Source organism: Pseudoxanthomonas sp. UC19_8 (assembly GCF_042700505.1).
GTDB classification, from domain to species: Bacteria; Pseudomonadota; Gammaproteobacteria; order Xanthomonadales; family Xanthomonadaceae; genus Pseudoxanthomonas_A; species Pseudoxanthomonas_A winnipegensis.
In genome coordinates, this window is the sequence record NZ_CP170559.1 from 1,603,824 (window position 1) to 1,627,809 (window position 23,986).

At 66.9% G+C, this 23,986-nt stretch carries 21 protein-coding genes, 4 tRNA genes and 1 pseudogene; 11 read left to right on the forward strand and 15 right to left on the reverse strand.

Features of this window, described 5'->3' with window-relative positions:
* Positions 1-48 precede the first annotated feature (48 nt).
* Complete coding sequence (locus ACFJIT_RS06970) at positions 49-879, forward strand: helix-turn-helix transcriptional regulator (RefSeq protein ID WP_306991980.1); 831 nt, start codon at positions 49-51, stop codon at positions 877-879.
* 69 nt (positions 880-948) lie between these two features.
* On the opposite strand, the gene ACFJIT_RS06975 is transcribed toward ACFJIT_RS06970, so the two are convergent.
* A complete protein-coding gene (locus tag ACFJIT_RS06975) occupies positions 949-1,917 on the reverse strand; it encodes a threonine dehydratase (protein WP_379655399.1) in 969 nt (322 codons plus the stop codon).
* Positions 1,918-2,058: 141 nt separating this feature from the next.
* Here ACFJIT_RS06975 and ACFJIT_RS06980 point away from each other — a divergent pair, with 141 nt between their 5' ends.
* A complete protein-coding gene (locus tag ACFJIT_RS06980; RefSeq protein WP_130522551.1) occupies positions 2,059-2,877 on the forward strand; it encodes a formate/nitrite transporter family protein in 819 nt (272 codons plus the stop codon).
* 97 nt (positions 2,878-2,974) lie between these two features.
* Here the strand turns inward: ACFJIT_RS06980 and ACFJIT_RS06985 are convergent, their stop codons facing one another.
* On the reverse strand, positions 2,975-3,589 hold the full coding sequence (locus ACFJIT_RS06985) for a superoxide dismutase (protein ID WP_379655400.1): 615 nt from the start codon (positions 3,587-3,589) through the stop codon (positions 2,975-2,977).
* A gap of 319 nt (positions 3,590-3,908) precedes the next feature.
* Here ACFJIT_RS06985 and tadA point away from each other — a divergent pair, with 319 nt between their 5' ends.
* The gene (gene tadA / locus ACFJIT_RS06990) at positions 3,909-4,418 is read left to right on the forward strand and encodes a tRNA adenosine(34) deaminase TadA (RefSeq protein ID WP_306991992.1); all 510 of its coding nucleotides are present in this window, start codon (positions 3,909-3,911) and stop codon (positions 4,416-4,418) included.
* Between the two features lie 34 nt (positions 4,419-4,452).
* Here the strand turns inward: tadA and ACFJIT_RS06995 are convergent, their stop codons facing one another.
* Positions 4,453-5,499 (reverse strand): acyltransferase family protein, encoded by a 1,047-nt coding sequence (locus ACFJIT_RS06995; protein ID WP_379655401.1) that lies wholly within the window; start codon positions 5,497-5,499, stop codon positions 4,453-4,455.
* A 333-nt stretch (positions 5,500-5,832) separates the two neighbouring features.
* Between ACFJIT_RS06995 and orn the strand changes: the two genes are divergently transcribed.
* Positions 5,833-6,402, forward strand: a complete 570-nt coding sequence (gene orn / locus ACFJIT_RS07000) for an oligoribonuclease (protein ID WP_130522547.1) — start codon at positions 5,833-5,835, stop codon at positions 6,400-6,402.
* A gap of 501 nt (positions 6,403-6,903) precedes the next feature.
* On the opposite strand, the gene ACFJIT_RS07005 is transcribed toward orn, so the two are convergent.
* Positions 6,904-7,869: a mechanosensitive ion channel family protein gene (locus ACFJIT_RS07005; protein ID WP_379655402.1), complete on the reverse strand. Its 966-nt coding sequence runs from the start codon at positions 7,867-7,869 to the stop codon at positions 6,904-6,906.
* Positions 7,866-10,241 (reverse strand): phosphoenolpyruvate synthase, encoded by a 2,376-nt coding sequence (ppsA, locus tag ACFJIT_RS07010; protein ID WP_379655403.1) that lies wholly within the window; start codon positions 10,239-10,241, stop codon positions 7,866-7,868. The genes ACFJIT_RS07005 and ppsA overlap by 4 nt, the downstream gene beginning before the upstream one ends.
* 154 nt (positions 10,242-10,395) lie before the next feature.
* Between ppsA and ACFJIT_RS07015 the strand changes: the two genes are divergently transcribed.
* Complete coding sequence (locus tag ACFJIT_RS07015) at positions 10,396-11,217, forward strand: pyruvate, water dikinase regulatory protein (RefSeq protein ID WP_130518795.1); 822 nt, start codon at positions 10,396-10,398, stop codon at positions 11,215-11,217.
* 146 nt (positions 11,218-11,363) lie between these two features.
* Positions 11,364-11,858 carry a DUF1249 domain-containing protein gene (locus ACFJIT_RS07020; RefSeq protein WP_130518411.1) on the forward strand — a complete coding sequence of 165 codons (495 nt, stop codon included), beginning with the start codon at positions 11,364-11,366 and terminating at the stop codon, positions 11,856-11,858.
* 9 nt (positions 11,859-11,867) lie between these two features.
* Here the strand turns inward: ACFJIT_RS07020 and ACFJIT_RS07025 are convergent, their stop codons facing one another.
* The 9 genes from ACFJIT_RS07025 to ACFJIT_RS07065 all read right to left on the reverse strand — a co-directional run bounded on the left by ACFJIT_RS07025 (position 11,868) and on the right by ACFJIT_RS07065 (position 17,836).
* The gene (locus tag ACFJIT_RS07025; RefSeq protein WP_130531442.1) at positions 11,868-12,344 is read right to left on the reverse strand and encodes a hypothetical protein; all 477 of its coding nucleotides are present in this window, start codon (positions 12,342-12,344) and stop codon (positions 11,868-11,870) included.
* 897 nt (positions 12,345-13,241) lie between these two features.
* Positions 13,242-13,317, reverse strand: a tRNA-Glu gene (locus ACFJIT_RS07030).
* Between the two features lie 67 nt (positions 13,318-13,384).
* A tRNA-Ala gene (locus tag ACFJIT_RS07035) sits at positions 13,385-13,460 on the reverse strand.
* Positions 13,461-13,510: 50 nt separating this feature from the next.
* Positions 13,511-13,586 (reverse strand) — tRNA-Glu (locus tag ACFJIT_RS07040).
* A gap of 53 nt (positions 13,587-13,639) precedes the next feature.
* Positions 13,640-13,715: transfer RNA gene (locus ACFJIT_RS07045), tRNA-Ala, on the reverse strand.
* Between the two features lie 173 nt (positions 13,716-13,888).
* Positions 13,889-14,470, reverse strand: a complete 582-nt coding sequence (locus ACFJIT_RS07050) for a histidine phosphatase family protein (RefSeq protein ID WP_379655404.1) — start codon at positions 14,468-14,470, stop codon at positions 13,889-13,891.
* Positions 14,471-14,548: 78 nt separating this feature from the next.
* The gene (locus ACFJIT_RS07055; protein ID WP_379655405.1) at positions 14,549-15,676 is read right to left on the reverse strand and encodes an alkene reductase; all 1,128 of its coding nucleotides are present in this window, start codon (positions 15,674-15,676) and stop codon (positions 14,549-14,551) included.
* A 129-nt stretch (positions 15,677-15,805) separates the two neighbouring features.
* The gene (gene dkgB, locus ACFJIT_RS07060) at positions 15,806-16,609 is read right to left on the reverse strand and encodes a 2,5-didehydrogluconate reductase DkgB (protein ID WP_379655406.1); all 804 of its coding nucleotides are present in this window, start codon (positions 16,607-16,609) and stop codon (positions 15,806-15,808) included.
* A 42-nt stretch (positions 16,610-16,651) separates the two neighbouring features.
* Positions 16,652-17,836: an MFS transporter gene (locus tag ACFJIT_RS07065; protein ID WP_379655407.1), complete on the reverse strand. Its 1,185-nt coding sequence runs from the start codon at positions 17,834-17,836 to the stop codon at positions 16,652-16,654.
* A 114-nt stretch (positions 17,837-17,950) separates the two neighbouring features.
* On the opposite strand from ACFJIT_RS07065, the gene ACFJIT_RS07070 reads away from it, so the two are divergent.
* Positions 17,951-18,853, forward strand: a complete 903-nt coding sequence (locus ACFJIT_RS07070) for a LysR substrate-binding domain-containing protein (protein WP_379655408.1) — start codon at positions 17,951-17,953, stop codon at positions 18,851-18,853.
* Between the two features lie 39 nt (positions 18,854-18,892).
* On the opposite strand, the gene ACFJIT_RS07075 is transcribed toward ACFJIT_RS07070, so the two are convergent.
* A complete protein-coding gene (locus ACFJIT_RS07075) occupies positions 18,893-19,240 on the reverse strand; it encodes a chloride channel protein (protein ID WP_379655409.1) in 348 nt (115 codons plus the stop codon).
* Positions 19,241-20,147: 907 nt separating this feature from the next.
* Between ACFJIT_RS07075 and ACFJIT_RS07080 the strand changes: the two are divergent.
* The 4 genes and pseudogenes from ACFJIT_RS07080 to ACFJIT_RS07095 form a co-directional block, all read left to right on the forward strand.
* Positions 20,148-20,480, forward strand: a pseudogene (locus ACFJIT_RS07080) (tyrosine-type recombinase/integrase); the annotation flags it as partial.
* 113 nt (positions 20,481-20,593) lie between these two features.
* Positions 20,594-21,343, forward strand: coding sequence for a DUF5131 family protein (locus ACFJIT_RS07085; protein WP_379655410.1), 750 nt, complete (start codon positions 20,594-20,596; stop codon positions 21,341-21,343).
* Between the two features lie 16 nt (positions 21,344-21,359).
* Positions 21,360-22,655, forward strand: a complete 1,296-nt coding sequence (locus tag ACFJIT_RS07090) for a three-Cys-motif partner protein TcmP (RefSeq protein WP_379655411.1) — start codon at positions 21,360-21,362, stop codon at positions 22,653-22,655.
* A gap of 245 nt (positions 22,656-22,900) precedes the next feature.
* Positions 22,901-23,986: a hypothetical protein gene (locus ACFJIT_RS07095; protein WP_379655412.1), complete on the forward strand. Its 1,086-nt coding sequence runs from the start codon at positions 22,901-22,903 to the stop codon at positions 23,984-23,986.

A 23,986-nucleotide genomic window follows, 5' to 3' on the forward strand; every position in this document is an offset into this window, starting at 1 on the left:
CCGGTAAATTAGTGATCTCATCCTAGTAAAGCGACTAACAGGCTCCGCATGCCCGTCGGCACGGCCAAATCCCTCGGCGAATTCCTGAGAAGCCGCCGCACGCGCCTGGACCCGGCCAGCTTCGGCTTCACCGGTCGCAGGCGGACGCCCGGGCTGCGCCGGGAGGAAGTCGCGCAACGCGCCCACATCAGCCCGACCTGGTACACCTGGCTCGAGCAGGGCCGCGGCGGCGCGCCCTCGCCTGAGGTCCTGGACCGCGTGGCCAGCGCGCTGATGCTCACCGAGGCCGAGCGCGAACATCTGTTCATGCTCGGACTGGGACGGCCGCCCGAGGTCCGCTACAAGGCGGTGGACAGCGTCAGCCCCCGCCTGCAGCGACTGCTCGATCTGCTCGACGCGAGCCCGGCGATCATCCGCACCGCCACCTGGGAGATCGTGGCCTGGAACCGGGCCGCCACCGTCGTGCTGACCGACTACGGCGCGCTGCCGGTGGGCCAGCGCAACATCCTCTACTTCCTGTTCCGCGATCCGGCCGCGCGCGCCAAACAGCACGACTGGGACAGCGTGGCCCGCTTCGTGGTGGGCGGCTTCCGCGCCGACGTGGCGCGCGCCGGCCTGGCCTCCGAAGTCGGTGAGCTGGTGGACGAGCTCTGCAGGCTCAGCCCGGAGTTCGAAGCGCTGTGGCACGACAACGAAGTGCTCGACGCGGGCGGCGGCGAACACCTCAAGCGCCTGCTGCACCCGGAGCTGGGGCCCATCGCACTGGAATACTCGGCCTTCGCCGTCGACGGTCGGCCGGACCTGAGCATGATCGTCTACAACCCGACCGATCCCGACGTCGCGCAGCGCATCAGGGCGCTTGCCGCCGCGTCCGCCTGACGCGGATCGAACGCAGCATCCGTCAGGCCCGCCGCGAGAGGGCCGGGCGACCGACCCGGACGCCCGGCCTCATCCGGCCAGCACCTCGGCGAACAGCGGCGCATCCACATTGCCGCCGGTGAGCGCCACGCCGATGCGCTGCCCCGCCCAGAACCTGCGCTGCTGCATGGCCGCCGCCAGCGCGGCGGCACCGGCGCCCTCGGCCACGTTGTGGGTGGCCGTGTAGAGCAGGCGCATCGCGGCGGCCACCTCATCGTCGGTGACCGCGACCACGTCCTCGGCCTCGGCGCGCACCACCGCCATCGCCTCGGCCACCGGCAAACGGCAGGCCATGCCGTCGGCGAGGCGGGTGTTGGCGGGCGACTCCACCAGCATGCCGCTGCGCCAGGACTGCAGGCTGGCTTCGGCATGCGCCGAGACCACGCCGACCAAGCGCGTGCTCACGCCGCAGTAGGCGCGCGCCGCCGCCGCGCCGGCGAAGCCCGAGCCCAGGCCGATGGGCACGAACAGCACATCCGGCGCCCCGCCAGCGGCCTTGGTCGCCTCGAAGAACTCCACGTAGGCCGTGGCCACGCCGCGCACCAGCTCGCGGTGGAAGGAGGGAATGCGGTGCAGGCCATGCGCGCTCGCCAGCGCGGCGGCGTGATCCGACGCGGCCTGGAAGTCCTCGCCATGCTCGACGAGCTCTACGCCCAGCGCCCGCATGGCCGCGTTCTTCTCCACCGAGTTGCCGTGCGGCACCACGATGGTCGCCTGCAGGCCGTGGCGGCGCGCGGCGAAGCCGACCGACTGCCCATGGTTGCCGCGGGTGGCGCTGATCACCTGCCGCACCTCCGGCTGGGCGCGGCGCAGCTCCTCGAAATAAGTCAGCCCGCCGCGCACCTTGAAGGCGCCCACGGGCGTGTGGTTCTCATGCTTGATCCAGACCTCGGCGCCCAGCGCCTGTTCGATCAGCGGCCAGCGGTACTGCGGCGTCGGCGGCAGGGCGGCGCGCACGGTGGCAAGCGCTGCGGCGATCTCGTCGGAGGAGAAACGCATGGCGGACCTTGGGAGGGCATAGCCGGGAGGGGAGAAGCCAGAGCATACGACGACCGGAAAGCCTCGTGCCGGCGCCTTCGTGCACGCTTTGGAGACACCTGCGCTTCCACGATATGCGCCCCCACACCCTGGATCACTGCCATGGCCGAACCGGTCGCGGAGCTGGACAATGTCCGCGAGGAAGAGCTCGAGGAACGCGCGCCGTCCAAGGCGGCCGCGGTCCACGAGCGCATCAGCCGGCAGGGCGAGAAGGAGCTGGCGCGCGACTTCTTCGCGCTGTTCTGGTCGGCCATCGCCGCCGGCATGACGATGAGCATGTCCTTCCTGGGCCGCGCGCTGCTGCAGGCGTACCTGCCGGATGCGCCGGCCGCGTTCCTGATCGAGGCCGCCGGCTATGCGCTGGGCTTCGTCTTCGTCATCAGCGCCGGGCAGCAGCTGTTCACCGAGAACACCATCACCCCGGTCCTGCCGGTGATGCGCAACTTCAGCCTGTACAGCCTGGGCCGGCTGCTGCGGCTGTGGGGCATCGTGCTGCTGGGCAACCTGGTGGGCGGCTTCATCGCCGCAGCGGTGTTCGCCTGGCTGCCCATGTTCACGCCCGAGGTGGACAAGGCGCTGCTGGAGATCGGCCTGCACCTGGGCCAGGTGCCGCTGGCCACGACCTTCGGCACCGCGGTGCTGGCCGGCTGGCTGATCGCCACGCTGGTGTGGATGCTGCACGCGATCGAACAGAACAAGCTGGCGATGATCGTGATCGTGACCTGGCTGATGGGCGTGGCCGGCGTGGCTCACGTGGTGGTAGGCACGATCGAGGTGATGTATGTGATCCTGCTCGGCCAGGCGCAGGTCTGGCCCTCGCTCGTCGGCGTGGTGCTGCCGGCCCTGGTCGGCAACGTGCTCGGCGGCACCTTCATCTTCGCGCTGATGAGCCACGCGCAGGTCAAGGCGGACGTGGAGTAGCGAGCCGCCTGGCGGGTGCGGGACGCGACTAGGCCGCGTCCCGCAACACGCGATGGAAGCGGTGGGCGCGCCATCGCAGCGCGCCCGCCGCAACAACTCAGCCCTGCTTGGCGGCCTGGTAGCGGCGCGCCACCTCGGTCCAGTCGACCACCTTGTAGAAGGCCTCGATATATTCGGGCCGGCGGTTCTGGTACTTGAGGTAGTAGGCGTGTTCCCACACGTCCAGGCCCAGGATGGGCGTGAGGCCCTGCATCAGCGGGCTGTCCTGGTTGGCGCTGTTCTCCACGCTGAGCTTGCCGGCCTTGTCCACGCACAGCCAGGCCCAGCCGCTGCCGAAGCGGGTGATCGCCGCCTGGGTGAAGGCCTTCTTGAACGCCTCGAAGCCGCCCAGCTCGGCGTCGATCGCCGCGGCCAGCTCGCCGCTGGGCTCGCCGCCGCCCTGGGGCGACATCACCGTCCAGAACAGCGAATGGTTGGCGTGGCCGCCGCCATGGTTGGTGACCGGCCCCTTGAGCTTGTCGGGCAGCTCGGCGATGCGCGACACCAGTTCCTCGACCGGCAGCTCGGCCCACGGCGTGCCTTCCACCGCCGCGTTGAGCGAGTTGACGTAGGTCTGGTGGTGCTTGCTGTGGTGGATCTCCATCGTCTTGGCGTCGATGTTGGGTTCCAGCGCGTCGTAGGCGTAGGGAAGATCGGGCAGGGTGTAGCTCATGGTGCCTCCATGGGGTGGATGATCGGGAGGGCAGGCCGGATCGAGCGCGCCGGGCCACGACCGGCCGCCAGACGCAGTGCAGGACTTGCCTGGAGAACCGGGGTCGAAGGAGTGAGCTGATCGATCATGACGCTGCGCTTGAGGGGCCGCGCGAGGGCGGCATTCGCGTTGCGTCTGCGGCGGGGTCGTTGGCCCGGGGCCGCACGTCAGCGGTGCTGTTGCAGGTCGAATTGTCGCCGCATCCGGGTAGCGCGGCGTGAACGGCGCAGGGGCGCCGCGTAGAATCGCGCCCTCGTCCCCCTCAAGAGACCGTGTCGTCATGGATCCCGCCGCCGAGGCCATCGCCCGCGCGCCCGATGCCCAGGACGAGGCCTGGATGCGTCAGGCCTTCGCCGTGGCCGATCAGGCCCAGCACGAGCTGGACGAGATCCCGGTCGGCGCGGTGCTCGTCGATGCCGACGGCCACTGCATCGGCCAGGGCGGCAACCGCAACCGCTGCGACCACGACCCGAGCGCGCACGCCGAGATCGTCGCCATGCGCCAGGGTGGGGCACACCTGCGCAACCATCGGCTGGTGGGCTGCACGCTCTACGTCACGCTTGAACCCTGCGCGATGTGCGCCATGGCCATGGTCCATGCCCGGCTGGCGCGCGTGGTCTATGCCGCCTCCGATCCCAAGACCGGCGCGGCCGGCAGCGTGTTCGACCTGCTTGCAGACCCGCGCCACAACCATCGCGTGCAGGTCACCGGCGGGGTGCTTGGCGAGGAGGCGGGTCGCCGCCTGACCAACTACTTCCGCGCCAAACGCGGCAGGCCGCTGCTGGACTGACCGTCGGACCGGCCGCGTCGCCGATCCGGCTCCCTTAGCCCGCCGGCACGGGATGCGAGGCGCCCAGCCGGCGGGTCACCCAGCGCCGCGCAGGCGTCTCGATCGCCCGATTGACCAGCGCGGCCAGCGCCACGCTCGCCAGGACGCAGCCGATGCCGGCGACCCACGGGTTCAGATGGCCGAACAGGCCCAGCGCCTGCATCGCGTCCAGCACCGGCATGTGCAGCAGGTAGAGCGAGAAGCTGATGCGCCCCAGCTCGCGCACCGCGGCATTGGCCAGCAAGGCGTCCGACACGCGGGTGCGGAAGGAGAAGGCCAGCACCGCCAGGGCCGCCATCAGCGTGCGCGCCAGATCGGAGTAGTACCAGTGCTCATGCTCCGCGACCTCGCCGGCCGGGAACAGCGGCAGCAGCATGTGCTGATAGGGGATCAGCAGCAGCACCACGCCCAGGCAGGCCAGCAGCTGCAGGCCGCCGATGGTCGCAGGCCGCAACAGCGCCTGGCGCTGCAGCAGGCGCCAGCGCAGCATGGCCACCGCCACGCCGGCCAGGAAGATATGCAGCTTGGTCACGAACAGCACGCCGGGCAGGGCAGGCGAGGTGACGTAGCTGGCCACGACGAACAGCCCCAGCGCGCCCAGCGCCAGGGTCCGCGGCGTGCCCCGCAGCAGCGTCAGCCCCCAGAGCAGCACGAAGAAGCCGTAGAACTGGAACTCCGGCCCCACCGACCAGAACACCCCGACCGAACCGACGAAGGCCAGATGCCGCACCAGCTGCGCCGCATCCATCTGGTAGTGGAAGCCCTGGTGGACGAAGTGCGAGACCAGGAACGACAGCACCACCACCAGGTAGTACAGCGGCACGATGCGTGCCACCCGCGCCACGCAGAAGCGGCGCACCGTCTGCGCGTTGAAGGCCTGGTGCAGATGCAGGTAGGCCATCAGAAAGCCGCTGAGCGCGAAGAACAGCAGCACCCCGCACGCACCGAAGTTCACGCGATCCCAAGCCGCCGACTTGCCCGGAAGATGCGAGACCACCACCGCCAGCGCCGCCAGCCCGCGCACGCCATCCAGCGCCGGCATGTGCTCCTTGCCGACGCCCGCAACGCGCCGTCCCGCTTCCGTGGGAGCCGCCACGGCGGTGATGAGGCTTTCCCGATAAATCCCCGTCGCCGCCATGGCGGCTCCCACATTCCCACCGTCGCGCTGACGCGTCGCTGCGGAGATAGGACTTGTGGACAATGCACCGGCGTCCGCCGCGGGCTGCAAGTGAGGCGGGTTGCGCACGCCGGGCTCCGTAATGGCTGATCTGCATCGTCCATAACGCGAGCGCGTCCCTGCACCGGACAGCCCGCGCCGACGGCCGCGCAGAAGCCCTGCGCTATGATGAACGACTGTTCCGCTCACTTCTTCGCCATGACCACAGCCCTCAACGCCAGCCACCTGATCTGGATCGATCTTGAGATGACAGGACTGGACACGGACCGCGATTCGATCCTGGAAATCGCCACGGTCGTGACCGATTCCCAGCTCAACATCCTGGCCGAGGGACCCGAGTTCGCCATCGCCCATCCGCTCGACGCGCTGGAGCGCATGGACGAATGGAATCGCAACCAGCACCGGCGCTCCGGGCTGTGGGACCGGGTGGTGTCCAGCACCGTGACCCTGGGCCAGGCCGAGGCGGCGACGGTTGAGTTCCTGGCGCGCTGGGTGCCTGCCAACGCCTCGCCGATGTGCGGCAACTCGATCTGCCAGGACCGCCGCTTCCTGCACCGGCTGATGCCGCGCCTGGAGCGCTACTTCCACTACCGCAACCTGGACGTGAGCACGCTCAAGGAACTGGCGAGGCGCTGGGCGCCGCAGGTGCTGGAGGGCGTCAAGAAGCAGTCCTCGCACACGGCACTGAGCGACGTGCATGACTCGATCGCCGAGCTGCGCCACTACCGCCGCTACCTGGCGCAGCTGGCGCTGCCAGAGCAAGGCTGAGCACGCTGCAATCTCGCGGCGAACTTCGCTCGGTGTGAGCCGCCATGGCGGCGATGAGGCCTTCCCGGTAGAGCCCCATCGCCGCCATGGCGGCTCACACAAGGGCGGCGACTGACAGACGCCAGCCACTTCCTACCGTCATTCCCGCGAAGGCGGGAATCCAGGGACTTTCGCGCGGTGGATCAAGACGCTGGGTTCCCGCGTTCGCGGGAACGACGGGTGTGGGTTTCCTCAGGAAGGGAAGTCTGACTTCTGGGTACAGCTGGGATCGCCGAGAAACCGGGGACAGCCCGTCGCCGCCACGGGCGGCTCCCACCTGTAGAGCGGAGCTTGCTCCGCTGGGGCTTTCCCGCGAACTGCACGAAGAGCAGCGGAGCAAGCTCCGCTCTACAGGCGGACCGCCGCGAGATTTGAGGAGACACCTGCTCCCACCCAGCTACAGACAGCAGGAAGGCGGCCTTGGCCGCCTTCTTGCTGTTCAACTCACACGATGAAGCCGCGTTAATTGCCCTTGGCCGCACCCGGCGCCGCGCCCGTATCGCCATCGTCGGTCACCGCCTTGGTCAGCACCTCGGCCAGCGGCCGCCCGTCGGCGTCGTGGTGATAGACATGCAGATCGCGCTGGGGGTAGGGGATGGACAGGCCCTGCTCCAGCAGCTGGTTGCGGATGGCCTCGATCACCGTGCTCTTGGCGCTGCCGAAATCGCCATTGCTGGCATAGGCGAACAGCATCAGGTCCACGCTGCTCTCGCCCAGGTTGGTGACCTGCACGAACGGCTTGGGGTCCTTGAGCACCAGCGGGTTCTGCTCGGCGATCTCCAGCAGGATGCGCTGGGCCTGCTTGAGGTCGTCGTCGTAGCCCACGCCCACCGCGATCTCCAGCCGGCGCGTGGGCAGGGTGGAGTAGTTGATGATCGGCGCGGTGGTGATGGTGCTGTTGGGCAGGGTGATCACGCGCTGGTCGAAGGCGCGGATGCGCGTCTGGAACACGCGGATCTCATCGACGATGCCTTCCTGGCCGGCGGCGACCACGTGGTCGCCGTCGCGCATCGGTCGCAGCACGATCAGCATCACGCCCGAGGCGATGTTGGACAGCGAGTCCTTCAGCGCCAGGCCGACAGCCAGGCCGGCGGCGCCCAGCACCGTGGCCAGCGAGGTCGCCGGCACGCCGATCTTGGTCAGCGCGCTGACGAACACCAGCACCAGCAGCACCGCATAGGACACATTGCGCAGGAAGCTGCTGAGCGTGCTCTCGACGCGGGCGCGGGTCAGGGCACGCTCCAGCGCCAGGCTCAGGCGCTTGGACAGCCACATGCCCACCACCACGATGACCAGCGCGATCCCCCAGTTGAGGAGGATCCCGGCCCAGTCCACCGTGCTCCAGTCGAACGCCGGTGCGCCGGCCGCCCTGGCCTGCGCCGGCGCGGCGGTCGTCGCGGCCAGCAGCGCGTGCATCGCCCCCATCATGCGGCCTTGGTCTTGGCCAGCGCCAGCCAGGTATCGACCACGGTATCGGGATTGAGCGAGACCGACTCGATACCTTCCTTCATCAGCCACTCGGCCAGGTCGGGATGGTCCGAGGGGCCCTGACCGCAGATGCCCACGTACTTGCCCTTGGCCCGCGCGGCCTTGATCGCCATCGACAGCAGCTTCTTGACCGCCGGATTCCGCTCGTCGAACAGGTGCGCGACGATCGACGAGTCGCGGTCCAGGCCCAGGGTGAGCTGGGTCAGGTCGTTGGAGCCGATCGAGAAGCCGTCGAAGATCTCCAGGAACTCCTCGGCCAGCAGCGCGTTGGACGGCACCTCGCACATCATGATGATCTTCAGGCCGTTCTCGCCCTGCTTCAGGCCATTGGCCTCCAGCACCTCGACCACCTTGCGGCCTTCCTCCAGCGTGCGCACGAACGGAATCATGACCCAGAGGTTGTCCAGGCCCATCTCGTTGCGCACCTTCAGTACCGCACGGCACTCCAGCGCGAAGGCATCGGTGAAGGAAGGATCGACGTAACGGCTGGCGCCGCGGAAGCCGATCATCGGGTTCTCTTCCTCCGGCTCGTAGCGCGTGCCGCCGATCAGGTTGGCGTACTCGTTGGACTTGAAGTCCGACAGGCGCACGATCACCGGATTGGGCGCGACCGAGGCGGTCAGCGTGGCGATGCCCTCGGCCAGGCGGTTGACGTAGAAGTCCACCGGCGCGCCGTAGCCGGCGATCTTGGCATCGATCTTCTTCCTGGTCGCCGCGTCCTGCTGGTCGTACTCGAGCAGCGCCTTGGGATGGATGCCGATGTGGCTGGCGATGATCATCTCCAGCCGCGCCAGGCCGATGCCGGCATTGGGCAGCTGGCCGAAGTCGAACGCGCGCTCGGGGTTGGCGACGTTCATCATGATCTTCAGCGGCGCCGGCGGCATGTTGCCCAGGTCCGTGGTGGTGCGCTCGAACTCCAGCACGCCGTCGTAGATGAAGCCGGTGTCGCCCTCGGCGCAGCTGACGGTGACTTTCTGGCCGTCCTGGACCAGCTCGGTCGCATTGCCCGAGCCGACCACGGCCGGGACGCCGAGCTCGCGCGCGATGATCGCGGCATGGCAGGTGCGGCCGCCGCGGTTGGTGACGATGGCGCTGGCGCGCTTCATCACCGGCTCCCAGTCCGGATCGGTCATGTCGGCGAACAGCACATCGCCCGGCTGCACACGGTCCATGTCCTCCAGCGAGCGCACCACGCGCGCCACGCCGGCGCCGATCTTGGCGCCCACCGCGCGGCCTTCGGCCAGCACCTTGGCGCCCTTGGCGGACAGCGCGAAGCGCTCGATCTGGGTCGCATGGCTGCGCGACTTCACCGTCTCCGGGCGCGCCTGCACGATGAACAGCTTGCCGCTGACGCCGTCCTTGGCCCATTCGATATCCATCGGGCGCTTGTAGTGCTTCTCGATGATCAGCGCCTGCTTGGACAGCTCCTGCACATCCTCATCGCTGATGGAGAAGGTGTTGCGCAGCTCGCCGGGCGTGTCCTCGATGCGCACGCGCTCGCCCGGCACATCCGAATAGACCATGCGTACCTGCTTGCTGCCCAGCGAGCGGCGCAGGATCGCTGGCTTGCCGGCGCTGAGCGTGGGCTTGTAGACGTAGAACTCGTCGGGATTGACCGCGCCCTGCACGACCATCTCGCCCAGGCCGAAGGAGGAGGTGACGAACACCACGTCGCGGAAGCCGGACTCGGTGTCCAGGGTGAACAGCACGCCCGAGGCGCCCACATCCGAGCGCACCATCAGCTGCACGCCGGCCGAGAGGAACACGTCCTCGTGCTTGAAGCCATGGTGCACGCGGTAGGCGATCGCGCGGTCGTTGTAGAGCGAGGCGAAGACTTCCTTGACCTTGTGCACGACATCGTCGGCGCCGGTGACGTTGAGGAAGGTCTCCTGCTGTCCGGCGAAGGACGCATCGGGCAGGTCCTCGGCGGTGGCCGACGAACGCACCGCCACGGCCACATCGCCGCCGCCGTTCTCGGCGGACAGCTGCGCATAGGCGCTGCGGATGTCCTTGTCCAGCTCGGGCTGCAGCGGGGCATCGATGACCCAGCCGCGGATCTCCTTGCCGGCCGCGGTCAGCGCGCCGACGTCCTCGACATCCAGCGTCTCGAGCTTGTCGAAGATGCGCTTGGACAGATCGTTGTGCGCGATGAAGTCCTTGAACGCCTCGGCCGTGGTGGCGTAGCCGCCAGGCACCGACACGCCCAGCTGGGCCAGGTTGCCGATCATCTCGCCCAGCGAGGAATTCTTGCCGCCCACGCGGGCCAAATCCGACAAGCCAAGCTCATGCAGCCACAGGATGTTCTGGTTCAAGCGCTACGCTCCGATAGCAGCCGTTGCCACACCCGGTGGGGTTGCAGCGTCGGGCCGCGTCCTAGGGGGAAAGGCGGTTATGATGCAGTGCCAAAACAAGCATCACAAGCTTGAATTGGCGGGGTTTTCAGTTTCAACAGACAGGATGAAGGCAATGTCGAGTGTCCGGCCGGTGTTCTATGTCTCGGATGGAACCGGTATCACCGTTGAAACCATTGGGCATAGCCTGCTCACGCAGTTCTCCGGTTTCTCCTTCATCACCGACCGGATTCCGTTCGTCGACGATCCGGAAAAAGCCAGCGATGCGATCGAACGCATCCGCGAAGCGGGCCTGCGCCACGATGCGCGCCCGATCGTGATCCACTCGATCGTCGATCCTTCCATCGCCCAGGCGCTGGCCTCCAGCGGTGCGCTGATGCTCGATGTCTTCGCGCCCTTCATCGATCCGATGGAGCGCGAGCTGGGCGCGGTGCGCCAGTCGCGCGTGGGCCAGGCGCACGGCATCGTCAATTTCGAGGCCTATCACCGCCGCATCAACGCGATGAACTTCGCGCTGACCCACGACGATGGCGTGGCGATCAACTACGACGAGGCCGACCTGATCCTGGTCGCGGTGTCGCGCGCCGGCAAGACCCCCACCTGCGTCTATCTGGCGCTGCATTACGGGGTTAAGGCGGCAAATTACCCGCTCACCGACCAGGATCTGGAAACCGACCGGCTGCCCGCCAGGCTGCGCCCGTATCGCAAGAAGCTCTTCGGCCTCACCATCGACCCGGACAGGCTGTGCCAGATCCGCCAGGAGCGCCGGCCCAACTCGAGCTACGCCAAGTTCGAGACCTGCAAACGCGAGGTCGCCGCGGCGGAGGACATGTTCCGCACCGAGCGGCTGCCCACGCTGAGCACCACGCACACTTCGATCGAGGAAATCGCCAGCAAGGTGATGTCCACCCTGGGCCTACAGCGCGAAATGCTCTGAAGCCGCTGGCATCTGCCCGGCTTTACGGCGCTGGAAACGGTGCCGGCCCGGCGGTTGGAAAAGCGCGGGCGGACCTCCACGTTAGGTGCACAACCCACCGGGCGTCAATGCTGCCGCATGCGCCTGCCAGCGTGTAGGATCCCCCCATGGCATTGACGCTCTCCCGCGCCGCGCACCTCCCCAAGCTGGGCCGCTTCGGCTGGCTGATGGGGCTGTACGCGGAAAACTACGGCCGGTTGGCGCGGCTGTTCGCCCCGATCGACCTGGCGCCGGGCCAGTACGTGTCCAGCATCGGCGATGGCCTGGATCTGCGTGTGGACGTGATCGAGACCCACCGCTACACGGTCGAGCTGCGCCTGACCTACGGCCTGATCGATCCGCAGACCGGCGAGCCGGATCCTTCGGCGTTCGTGCGGGTGTACCGCGATGCGCGCCAGGCCGAGGCTACGCACTGCTACGTGGGGCGCCGCTGGCAGGACGTGATCGGGCTGTTCCCGCCGCCGGCCGAGCTGATCAGCCACCGCATGCGCATGAACACCTTCCTGGGCAAGTGGCTGGAGTATCTGTCCGAACGCGGCCACGGCGTGGCCACGCTGCGCCGCGTCGACGCGGTCGATGCCGAGGCGTCCGCGCTCGCCTGAGGCGGGCGCTTACCAGAAGTCGGGCAGGGGACGCTTGACGATCGCGTCGGCGCAGTCGATCTGCGACTCCACATGCATGCGCGCCAGGGCCAGGTAGTTGGCCTTCGGGCCGCTGCCGCTGCCGGCCACTTCGCCCAGATACTCGCTGCCCGCCCACACGCGGCCGATCCACTCGGCCTTGTCTTCGCCGATGGTCATGGTGATGGTGTAGCGCAGCCGGCGCCCCTGCTTGTCGGTGCACAGATACACCGTGGGGAACTGCATGGCGAAGTGGTTCTCGGTGCTGAGCTTGCTCAGGAACACGCGGGTCTGCTCCACCAGCTCCGCACGTTGCTGTGCATCCAGATGCTCGGTCTCGCCCTTGAAGTAGGGCGAGTCGTTCAAGAAGTACTCGACAGCCTCCGCGGGCGCATAGCCGTTGCGCCGGATCCAGCTGGCGAAAGCGGTTTCATGGCGGGCGAACAGGGCACTGGCTGGCTTCGACATCGAGACTCCTAGGGATCGGCAGGCGGAACGCGGGGCGACATCGCAAGCACGGCGTTGCGCCTGTTTATTTTGATGAAACCGGGGTGGCGTGGGCATGAAGATTGAAGCGTGTTCGTCTTCATGTGGGGCTAATGCTTGCCGACCTCGTGCGCTCGCGACTTGCATATTGAGCTTGCTTGCATCCCGCGCTTTTGCGAGGAGCGCTATGGCTTCGACTGCGGCGGTTACGGCTTCGACTGTGGGCACCATGGCTTCGGAGGGGCAGCGGGCCGGCGGGCGGCGTCCGCTCTTCCCTCGGTCGGGGCATCCTGCCCCGACTCGGGCGCTCGGCTTCCTGCCTCGCTCGTCGCGGCCACCGCCCGCCGGCCCGCTGCCGCAAGCGTCAGGTCGCAAGGCTTCGGTTCGCGGGGGTGTTCTAAACCTTTCCTCGCGCAAAACGCGATCAGCGACGGGAAATCATCGACTTGAGGCCCCCTCCCTTGCGCACAGCGCAGGGGAGGGATGGGGAGGGGTCGGGGCTTTCCCGGTAGAGCCACCAAAGCAAAAGCAAAAGCACCCCACCCCGGCCCTCCCCTTCGCCTGCGGCGAAAGGGAGGGGGCAGAGCATTTGCTCGATGCCTTCGAGTTGGAAGAAGTCCTGATCCGTTCGCCGCAGCGCCTCGACCCGGTCGGGCGTGCGGAAAGCGGGCCTTAGGATGGCCCGCGGCGGCGAATCCGCCAGGGATGGCGGACCGAGCCGGGGAGCCACGCCCGGCCGGGTCGAGGCTGGTTGGTGAAGTGAGCGCTTCGATCCGTTCGAAGTGAGCTCTTCGATCCGCTCAACGCATAGGCAGGCTTACGCCAAAACCTCGGCAAACAAAAAAGCGCAGCGGGTGAGCGCTGCGCTTCTCGTAAACCTGGCGTCCCCACGGGGATTCGAACCCCGGTCGCTACCGTGAAAGGGTAATGTCCTAGGCCTCTAGACGATGGGGACGCGTCTGGAACATCTGACGCGAACGGGTCGGTCTTCCGACCCGCGCGTCTTGGATGCGGCGATGAAGTGGTGGAGCCAGGCGGGATCGAACCGCCGACCTCCTGCATGCCATGCAGGCGCTCTCCCAGCTGAGCTATGGCCCCGAACTTCAAGAAAAAGCGCAGCCGGACAACGCTGCGCTCTTCGTACAACTTGGCGTCCCCACGGGGATTCGAACCCCGGTCGCTACCGTGAAAGGGTAATGTCCTAGGCCTCTAGACGATGGGGACGCGGTGAAACCTGTGATGCTTCGCAGACGGGCCTAACGACTGCGATTGAAACGTGGTGGAGCCAGGCGGGATCGAACCGCCGACCTCCTGCATGCCATGCAGGCGCTCTCCCAGCTGAGCTATGGCCCCGGTGTCTTGGGAGCCCGGCATTCTAATGACGCCCCGGGCCTTCCGCAAGCATCACGCGAAGGAAATCGCACAGGGCATTGCCGGGCCTGGCATGTGCTGCGCGAACCCGCTCGCGCGCTTGCCTGGACGACCCCGCTGCACCAGAGCCCTCGCGACAGATCTCGCGAAAGCGACTAGAGCGCCGGAGCGGACACGTTCCAGCGCAGGATCACCGGCACGTTCGCGTGGCGGGCGTCCAGATCGAGCACGCACAGCGTGGCCGGATCCAGGATCAGATGCTGGCCCAGGTCGACCGGCCGCTGCAGCCAACGCGCGGTCAGCACACGCCCGAAGTGGCCGTGACTGAAGACCGCCACATCGCCCGGCAGCGCACGCAGACGCGCGACCAGCCGGTCGGCGCGCGCGGACACGGCCGCCGGCGATTCGCCGCCGGGGCAGCCATCGCGCCAGATGTCCCAGTCGGGTCGCGCGGCCTGGATCTCGGTCGAGCGCAGGCCTTCGTAGTCGCCGTAGTCCCATTCCGCCAGATCCGGCTCGATCCGCGCATCGCGCCCCAGACCAGCGAGCCGGCAGGTGTCCTGGGCGCGCTGGCGCGGGCTGACCAGCACGCTGGCGAAGCGCACACCGGCCAGCAGCGGCGCAAGCGCGCTTGCCATCTGCGCGCCGTGTTCGGTCAGCGGGAGATCGGTGCTGCCGGTGTGGCGGCCGGACCGCGACCATTCGGTCTCGCCATGCCGGATGAGATAGATCGCCAAGGCCGTCTTTCCTGGAAGGGGGACGGCATCGTAGACAGTTCCGCGCGAGGCGTGCACGCAACGCCGATGACCCGTCTTCTAGCCGCCGCCAGCCACGGATGCGGACAGGGCAGGGTAGTCGGTCAGGCCATGCGCCCCGCCGCCGAACAGCGTGTCCGGATCGTGCGCACTGAGCGGCGCACCGGCGCGCAGACGCTCGGGAAGATCTGGGTTGGCCACGAAGGGCCGACCGAAGCCGATCAGGTCGGGCCAACCTTCCTCCAGCGCGGCGCGCGCACGCTCGGCGGTGTACTTGCCCGCGTAGATGAGCGCACCGGGGAAGGCCGCGCGCAGCTGCTGCTTGAACTCGAGCGGCATATGCGGCGCATCGTCCCAGTCGGCCTCGGCGATATGGAGGTAGGCCACGCCGATCTTGCCCAGCCGCTTGGCCGCGGCCAGGTAGGTGACCTGCGGCTGCGCGTCCGAGCAGCCGTTGAGCGTGGTCAGCGGGGCCAGGCGGATGCCGACGCGGCGCCTGTCCCCGGTGCCTTCGACCAGCGCCGTGGCCACTTCTTCCAGGAAGCGCAGCCGGTTCTCCAGCGAGCCGCCGTAGGCATCGGTGCGGTCGTTGGCGTTGGAGTCGATGAACTGGTTGACCAGGTAGCCGTTGGCCGCGTGCAGCTCGACGCCGTCGAAGCCGGCGGCCATCGCATGGCGCGCCGCCTGGCGGAACTCGTCGACGATGCCGGGGATTTCCTCGGTGGCCAGCGCACGCGGCATCGAGGCCTGGACGAAGCCGGGCTTCCCGTCGCGCTCGGCCACGAACACGTTGACGCCTTCGGCCTGGATGGCCGAGGACGACACCGGCGATCGCCCGTCGAGCAGGCTGGTATGGCTGAGCCGGCCGACGTGCCAGAGCTGGGCGAAGATCCGCCCGCCGGCGGCGTGCACGGCTTCGGTCACCTGGCGCCAGCCTTCCACCTGCGCGGGACTGTGGATGCCGGGCGTCCAGGCATAGCCCTTGCCCAGCGGCGCGATCCAGGTGCCTTCGCTGACGATCAGACCGGCGCTGGCGCGCTGGGCGTAGTAGGCGGCCATCAGCGCGTTCGGCACATCGCCCGGCTGGCTGGCGCGCGAGCGCGTCATCGGCGGCATCACGATGCGGTTGGGCAATTCGAGCTCGCCCAGGACATAGGGCTGGAAGAGAGGATCTTGGGTGTTGGACATCATGGGTCTCCTCGGCGGGCAGGCGAGCGCCGGCCGGCCGTTTGGAAAAGTTGGGAAGGAAGGACTCGGCCAAGCCGGGTGCGGAAGCCCGCGACCATCAGGCCGGCGCTAGGCATGCGCGGCAGCGCGTCAGTCCCAGGCCGGCGCCAAGCCGGCGGGATCGACCTCGCGGCCATTGCGCTCGAGCGTGGCGATCTGCGCCATGTCGTCCGCATCCAGCCGCAGGTCGCGCGCGAGCAGGTTGCTGGCCAGGTTCTCGCGCCGGGTCGAAGAAGGGATCACCGCGTAGCCCAGCTGCAGGGCCCACGCCAGCGCGACCTGCGCCACGGTGGCCTGGTGCTTGTCCGCGATCCGCATCAGTACCGGGTCCTTGAGCACCTTGCCGTAGGCCAGGGTCATGTACGAGGTGACCGCGATGCCTTGCTCCTGCAGGAAGGCGGTCAGCTTGCGGTTCTGCAGGTAGGGGCTCAGCTCGATCTGGTTGGTGGCGATCTCGCCTTCGCCCACCGCCGCGATGGCCTCGCGGGTCAGGGCGATATTGAAGTTGGACACGCCGATCTGGCGGGTCAGGCCCAGCGCCTTGGCCTCGGCCAATGCCGTCATGAACTCGGCGAGCGCCACGCCGTTGCCGGGCGCCGGCCAGTGGATCAGGGTCAGGTCCACGCGGTCGGTGCGCAGCCTGTCCAGGCTCTGGCGCAGGCTGGGGATCAGCTTGTCCCGGGCGTAGTGATCGACCCAGATCTTGGTGGTCAGGAACAGCGCATCGCGCGCGACGCCGCTCTCGGCGATGGCCTGACCGACCTCGGCCTCGTTGCCGTAGATCTGCGCGGTGTCGATGTGGCGATAGCCCAGCTCCAGCGCGTTGCGCACCGAATCGATGACGGTCTGGCCAGTCAGCCGGAAAGTGCCGACGCCGAAGGAAGGAATGCTCATGGGGAAAAGCTCCGATTGCGTTGAGAGGAAGGCGAGGGGAGATCAGGCGGTGTGGGACAGGGACGCGGCGTTGCGGCGATCCAACCGGCCCGAGAGGACGGTCAGGCCCAGCGCGCCCAGCGTCACCAGCGCGGCGATCCAGGGCGTATGGGCGAGCCCCAGATGCGCGACCACCTGCGCACCGGCCCAGGAGCCGCCGGCCACGCCCAGGTTGAAGGCCGAGATGTTGAAACCGGCAGCGACATCGGTCGCATCGGGCGCCACCTGTTCGGCCTGCCTCACCACATAGACCTGCAGGGCGGGCACATTGCCGAAGGCCACCGCGCCCCAGGCGAGCACCGTCAGCACGACCAGCCACGGCGAGGAGGCGGTGAAGGTCAGCACCAACAGCACCAGCGCCAGCAGGCCGAAGATGACTTTCAGCGCACCGACCGGCCCGCGGCGATCGGCCAGGCGACCGCCCCAGACGTTGCCGATGGCCACCGACACGCCATAGGCCAGCAGCACCAGGCTCACCATCTGCGGCCGGAAGCCCGAAATGTCTTCGAGGATGGGCGCGAGGAAGGTGAAGGCGATCAGCGAGCCGCCATAGCCGACCGCGGTCATCGCGTAGACCAGCAGCAGGCGCGGCTGCAGCAGCACGCGCAGCTGGCGGCGCAGCGGAGCCGGCGCGGCATGCGCGATGTTTCGCGGCACCAGCGACTGCGCGCCGATCATCGCCACCAGGCCGAAGGCCGCCACCGCCAGGAACGTGGTGCGCCAGCCGAAGTGCTCACCGATGAACGTGCCCAGCGGGATGCCGGTGACGAAGGCCACGGTCATGCCGCTGAACATGGTAGCGATGGCGCTGGCCGCCTTCTCGCGCGGCACCAGACTGGTGGCGACGATGGAGCCGACCGAGAAGAACACGCCATGCGCCAGCCCGGTCAGCAGGCGGGCGAGGATCAGGGTCGCGTAGCCCGGCGCCAGCCAGGCCAACAGGTTGCCTACGGTGAACAAGGCCATCAGCCCGACCAGCAGCGGCTTGCGCGGCACCCGGCCAGTGATGGCCGTGAGGATGGGCGCGCCGATGGCGACCCCCAGCGCATACAGGCTGACCAGCAGGCCGGCGGAGGGCAGGGTGACCCCTAGATCTGTCGCGATGGTCGGGATCAGGCCGACGATGACGAACTCGGTCGTACCGATGGCGAAGGCCGCCAGGGTCAGGGCGAGGAGGGCGAGCGGCATGGTGGACTCACGTCAGGGCGCTTCACGGAAGGAAGCGATGGCGTGCAGTCTGGGGGCTTTACATTCGCGGAAAAACGCCCTAATAGGTCAGACACTTTTGATCCGGCATCAACAATGAAGATCACCCTGGACGAACTGCAGGCCTTCGTCGCCGTGGTGGACGCCGGCTCGATCACCGCCGCGGCCGAGCACCTGGAGCAGACCGTGTCCGGGATCAGCCGCACCCTGGCCCGGCTGGAGACCAAGCTGGACACCACGCTGCTGCGCCGGACCACACGGCGACTGGAGCTGACCGAGGAGGGCGCCGCGTTCCTGGCCCGCGCCCGTGCCATCCTGGATTCGGTCGAGGCGGCCGAGGAACAGATGGCCGTCCGGCGGCAGCAGCCCGTGGGCCGCCTGCGCGTGGATGCGGCGACGCCCTTCATGCTGCACGTCATCGTGCCGCGGGTGGCGGGCTTCCGCGCGCGGTTCCCCAAGGTGGAGCTGGAGCTGGCCAGCAACGAGGGCATCACCGACCTGCTGGAAAAGCGCACCGACGTGGCGTTCCGCATAGGGCCATTGAAGGACTCGACCCTGCATGCGCGCCCGGTCGCCACCAGCCGGCTGCGCCTGCTGGCGAGCCCGGCCTATCTGGCGCGCGCCGGAACGCCCAGGCGCGTTTCGGACCTGAAGGCGCACTCGCTGCTCGGCTTCACCCAGCCGGAGTCGCTGAACCGATGGCCGCTGCGCGACGCCGAGGGCCAGCCGCTGCAGATCCGCCCCGACCTGGCCTCCTCCAGCGGCGAGATCCTGCGCCAACTGGCGCTCGCAGGCGAGGGCATCGCCTGCCTGTCCGACTTCATGACCGCGGCCGACCGCCAGCGCGGCGACCTGGTCCAGCTGCTGCCCAAGGCCACCCTCGACGTGCGCCAATCGATCAACGCCGTCTACTACCGCAACACCACGCTCGCCTCGCGCATCACCTGCTTCATCGACTACATGATCGATGCGCTCGCGCCGGGGAGGTTTGAGGCTTAGGTGGCGGAAGGGGCCGCCTGGTCCGCAAAACCGGCGGCCTCAGCAAGGCTCATGGGGCAGGTCCTGCCAGCCATTCGGCAGTCGCTTGAGCCGGCGGCCGCCCATACAGCGCTCATCGTCCGACAGCGGACGCCTGGTCCTGGTCGGCGCCGGCGCGTAGCTCGGCGTGGGCGGCACCGCAGACTGCGCCTGGCGCGTGGCCTGCTGCAGCTGACGGCTGAGCTGCTTCGCCGCATCTTCGGCCTGACTGGCCGCAAAGCCCGCCAGAAGGAGGAACGCGATGCCCGCCACAGCCGCACTCATCAGCTGGCCGACGAAGACGCCAAGCGCGATCTGCCACCACAATCCATCGTGCGGCCCACGCGCGGGCTGGTAGCGATCATTCATTGGCCTGTCCCTGGTCGAAGACCTGGAGCATAGCGGGGACGTGGAGGACCGCCTCCAAAGTGAGGCGGCAGCTTGGCGGGGAGCCAGGCAGGACCAGACCGCCAGCCTGGGATCCCGCCAGATCTAACTTCGCATAATGTATATTATGTAAAAGCTTTGCTGGCTGGTCACCGCATCATATCTGTCGGTAGTCCCTAAACTCTGTCGTCTGATCCTCACCCATGACGTGGGCCGTGACTGTGTCATTCCCCTACAGCCGTTTCTATTTCGATCAACAACTTGGAACCTACAGTTGCCAATGATTGCGTAGTTCGTACGACGCCCGCGTGATCCTGGCGAGCTCGGCTGCCTCTTTGGTTCCGCCTTCGAGACCGCAACTTTGGCTCGACTATGCGATTTCCGGGGCTTGGGCCGAGCCTCGGATCGGCGGATTGCCGCCTCAAGTGCCGCGGGCAGATCTCCCGATGCTCCCAGCTGGCCCCCGAGCGCGTCCGCACGAGCCCGCTGCGCCGCGGAATCTCGTGACGCTTCTAGGGTCTTCAAGTTGGCCTGGTGAATTTGCTCCCGCAGCGATTTCTCAGCAGCCGCCGCTTGGCGGGAAGCCTCCAGCAGTCGGCCCTGTGCCTCTTTAGTCTCCTGCCGCGCTCGGTCGATCTCACTGAGGGCTCGATCCTCGACCGCACGGACATGCAGGCCAAATGACTCGCGCTCGGCTTGAGCAGCGTCCTGCAACGACTGAATCCGCGCCTCCAGGGTGTGCCGGGTGGTTTCGCCATCCGCCGCCTTGGCAATGGCCGCATCGCGCTGCGGGCCGACTTCCTTGAGCTGCTCCTCAAGCCGAACTGTCAAACGCTGAAGTTCGGAGGTCTGGGCGGTAGCCAGCTCCGCCTTGTGGTTTGCTGCCGATGCCTGCGCCCTGCAGGATTGGCTGGAGGCGGCAGGCATCACCGAGGGGGGCATCTTCCGGCGGCTCTGGAAGCAGCGCGTCGGCCCTACCCTGTCCCCGGCCGCGGTCGGGGAGATCGTGCAGCGTTGGGCACGCTTGGCTGGGCTGGAAGGGAATTTTGGCGGGCACAGCCTGCGGTCGGGGTTCGTGACCGAGGCCAGCCGCCAAGGGGTCGCGCTGCCGGCGATCATACAGCTGACCGAGCACCGGTCGGTGTCGAGCGTCATGGGGTATTTCCAGGCCGGTGGCGTTGCCGACAATCCGGCGGCGCGTTTGTTGGAGGATCGGCCATGACGCAGAACGGTAGCAGTTGCGGCAGTCATTCACTCCGCCGAGCGCATACACTTGCGCGCGGTCTCAACCGCGGCGACGCGCAGCGGACACCGTAAGCACTCAGGGATGCTTCCATGGCAACGACGTCGAAAATCGAATGGACCGAACAGACGTGGAACCCGGTCACCGGGTGCACCAAGATTTCGGCCGGCTGCAAGCACTGCTACGCCGAGACGTTGGCACGGCGGCTACGCGCCATGGGCACGCCTGGCTATGAGAACGGGTTTGCACTCACCCTGCTCCCGCACCGGCTCGAGGAGCCCTTGCGCCGTAAAAAGCCGACGATCTACTTCGTTAACTCGATGTCGGATCTGTTCCACGAAAAGGTCCCCGACACGTACATTGAGCAGATCGTCGATGTCATGGCCCGGACGCCGCAGCATTCCTATCAGGTCCTAACCAAGCGCGCTGCGCGCATGGCTCGCTTCTTCAAGACACGCACCGTTCCTAACAACGTCTGGCTGGGGGTGTCGGTCGAAAACCGACGCCACGGCGTGCCACGGATCGATCACCTGCGCGGCATCCAGGCACGGATCCGCTTCCTGTCGGTGGAACCATTGCTGGAAGACGTGGGGCCGCTCGATCTGACCGATATTCACTGGGTGATCGTGGGGGGCGAGTCGGGGCCGAAGGCGCGACCGATGGCGCCGGAGTGGGCCGAGGCGGTACGGCTGCAGTGCAAGCGGCAAAAAGTTGCGTTCTTCTTCAAGCAATGGGGGGGCTGGGGCGCCGACGGCCAGCGCCGTGCCAAGTCAAAGAATGGCCGCCTACTCAACGGCCGCACCTGGAACGAAATGCCTGCTACCCTGGATATATCGGGATAACAGGGGACCTTGATTCATGGCGAAAGGGGGATATGCATGGACGCTGGATGGCCCGCTGCCCACCATTGAAGACCACAGCCTCGCCAAGCATGAGGTCCTGCGCGCCTACCTCGTTAACTACCTGCGCATCCTCGCCCAGAACCCGAACAGCGAAGGTATTCGTGTCACGCTGGTGGACGGATTCGCCGGCGGCGGCCAATACCAGACACCAGCCGGCAGCACCGTAGGCGGCTCCCCCCTCGTTCTGCTCGAGGCGCTTAAGGAAGCCCGTGCGCTGGTCGCTCTCGATCGGCAGCAGCGCAATATCCGCAAGCCGTACGCGATCCATGCGCATGTTCATTTAATCGAAAAACACGCCGCCACAAAAACGTTTCTGGATCGGGTTATCGCCGACAGCGCGGACGCACATGCCGGGAACACGACGGTCGAGGTCCACCACAGCGACTTCCATAAGAAGCTGCCGGACCTGCTCAAGGATATTCAGGCCCGGCAGAAGAAGAATGGGCGCAGCGTCTTCATCCTCGACCAGTACGGCTGGAGCCGCGTCAACCTGGAGACCGTGAGGACGATCTTCGCCGCGTTGCCGTTCGCCGAGGTGTTTCTGACCTGGATGATCGACAATTTGGTTAACTTTCTGTCTGAGGAGATGGTCGACAAGCTCAACCCGGCCTTGCAGCGCACTGGCCTGGGTGGTGTCCTGACCGCCGAGCAGTTGCTGGCGATCAAGAATGGGGGGACCGATGGCGACGGCGACCTCACTTGGCGGCGGGCTATCCAGTCGATCATGACAGAACAGATCCGGAGCATCTCCGGCGCGACCTACTGCACACCGTTCTATATCGTGCCGCGGTCAAGCCGGCGCGGCTATTGGCTGATGCACCTCGCCCAGCACTTGCGGGCAAACGAGGAAATGAAACGGATCCATTGGGAGAATAACAACCTGCACCATCCCGGCGGCCCGGGCTTCAATATGCTTGGGTTCATCGGCAACAACGGGCAGTTGGCCTTCGACAACCGTTTCGACGAGAACGCCAGTCGCGTCACGCTGGACGCGCTTCGCGAGGACATTCCCAAGCGTGTCGAGCAGATGCATACCCCGCTTCGTTTCGGCGACCTGGTGCAGCTCACGGCCAACGAGACGCCCGCACGCCGTCAACAGCTACAGGAGGCCGTGTTCGCCTTGATGCAGGAGCGGCACCTGATTGTCCGAACCCAGGCAGGGGCCATGCGGCGCGGTGCCCATGGCTTGGTTGACGAGGATGTTATCGAGCTTCCGACACAGCTGTGGCTCCTCCCGAACAAATCCACCTGACTCCTTCCAAGATAGGGAAGTCGATGTCCGCCATCGTCAACCACGCAGCTGGACCTGCGCCGCCTGCTCTTCTAACTGCCGTGCTCTTGCGATCACCGCGCTGACAAATTCCTTATGTCTAGATTGCTTTGCAGCGAACAGAGAGCCGCGCCGATGAAACAAGTAACTCGGGGACTGAGAACGATGATGCTCTGCCCAGATGTATCGTTGACCGGGCCAAGGCGCGGCAACAAACGGTGGCAGGCTTGGTTCACGAAACCATTCGTCGCCAGCAATTCAGCGCTGTCCGTCAAATCCAGCAAGCGCTCGAACCTTCGATCAACAAGGTGACCGGCAGCACCGTGGCCAGACAGTTCCAGACGATCGCCGCCAGTCTCGCGCCGCTGTCGACGCTCCGCACTTCTATCCCTTGGCTGGAAGCCATGCAGGCCGCTCGGCCACTGTCGGTCGTCACGCAAGACGTAGACGCGCAACGTGCCCAAATGCCTGATTTGATGCAGCCGAGATGGAACACGAGCCTGATCGGCAGCGCCCTTTCAGAGACCATACGTCAAGCTCAGATGACCGGCATGGATCAGATCGGCGAGGTGGTACGGCAGGCCAACTTCGATGCCGTGCAGCGCGTCGCCAGTACGGTCGGAAGCGTGTTCGCCAACCTGCAGGCGCGGCTGCCCAGCCTGACTGAGATTGGCGAAGCTCTCCAGCGCCTGCCCGAACGGGTGCGCGACAACCTGGTCGCGCTGGCTGAGGCGGGGTGGTACCTCGATCCCGAAATGCCGTACACGGACCTGACCTATTTCAGGGAAGAACTCGCCGAAGGCTCGCCCGATGAGGTCCATCTGGAACTGGCTGGATACTTTTGCGACGCACTGGACCGCATTGAGCAGGAATTGACCAGGCACCACCCGAAGCGGGAACGGTTCATTCGCAGCGCGTTGGCGTCACATCGCACCGGCGATTACGCCAGTTCGATTCCACTACTGTTCGCCCAGGCAGACGGCATCTGCTTTGATTGCACCGGCTATCAATTGTTCGCCAATGGCGGCCTGCGCAAGTACGCCAAGCGCATCGACCCGGACACATTGGAACATGCTTACCTTGAGCCACTGCTGAGGGAAACGCCGATGACCGAAAGCGGCGGACGGCGAGCCGCACGAGGCGGCGGCCTAAACCGTCACGCCGTCTTACATGGCGAAAGTCTTGATTACGACAGCGAGGCAAACAGCCTCAAGGCCGTTTCGTTTCTCAACTTCGTTTCATACGCTTTGCGGCCGGATAGCAGTGACAACGGTGAATTCGATGCTTCACATGGCGCACTCGCCGCGCCATGA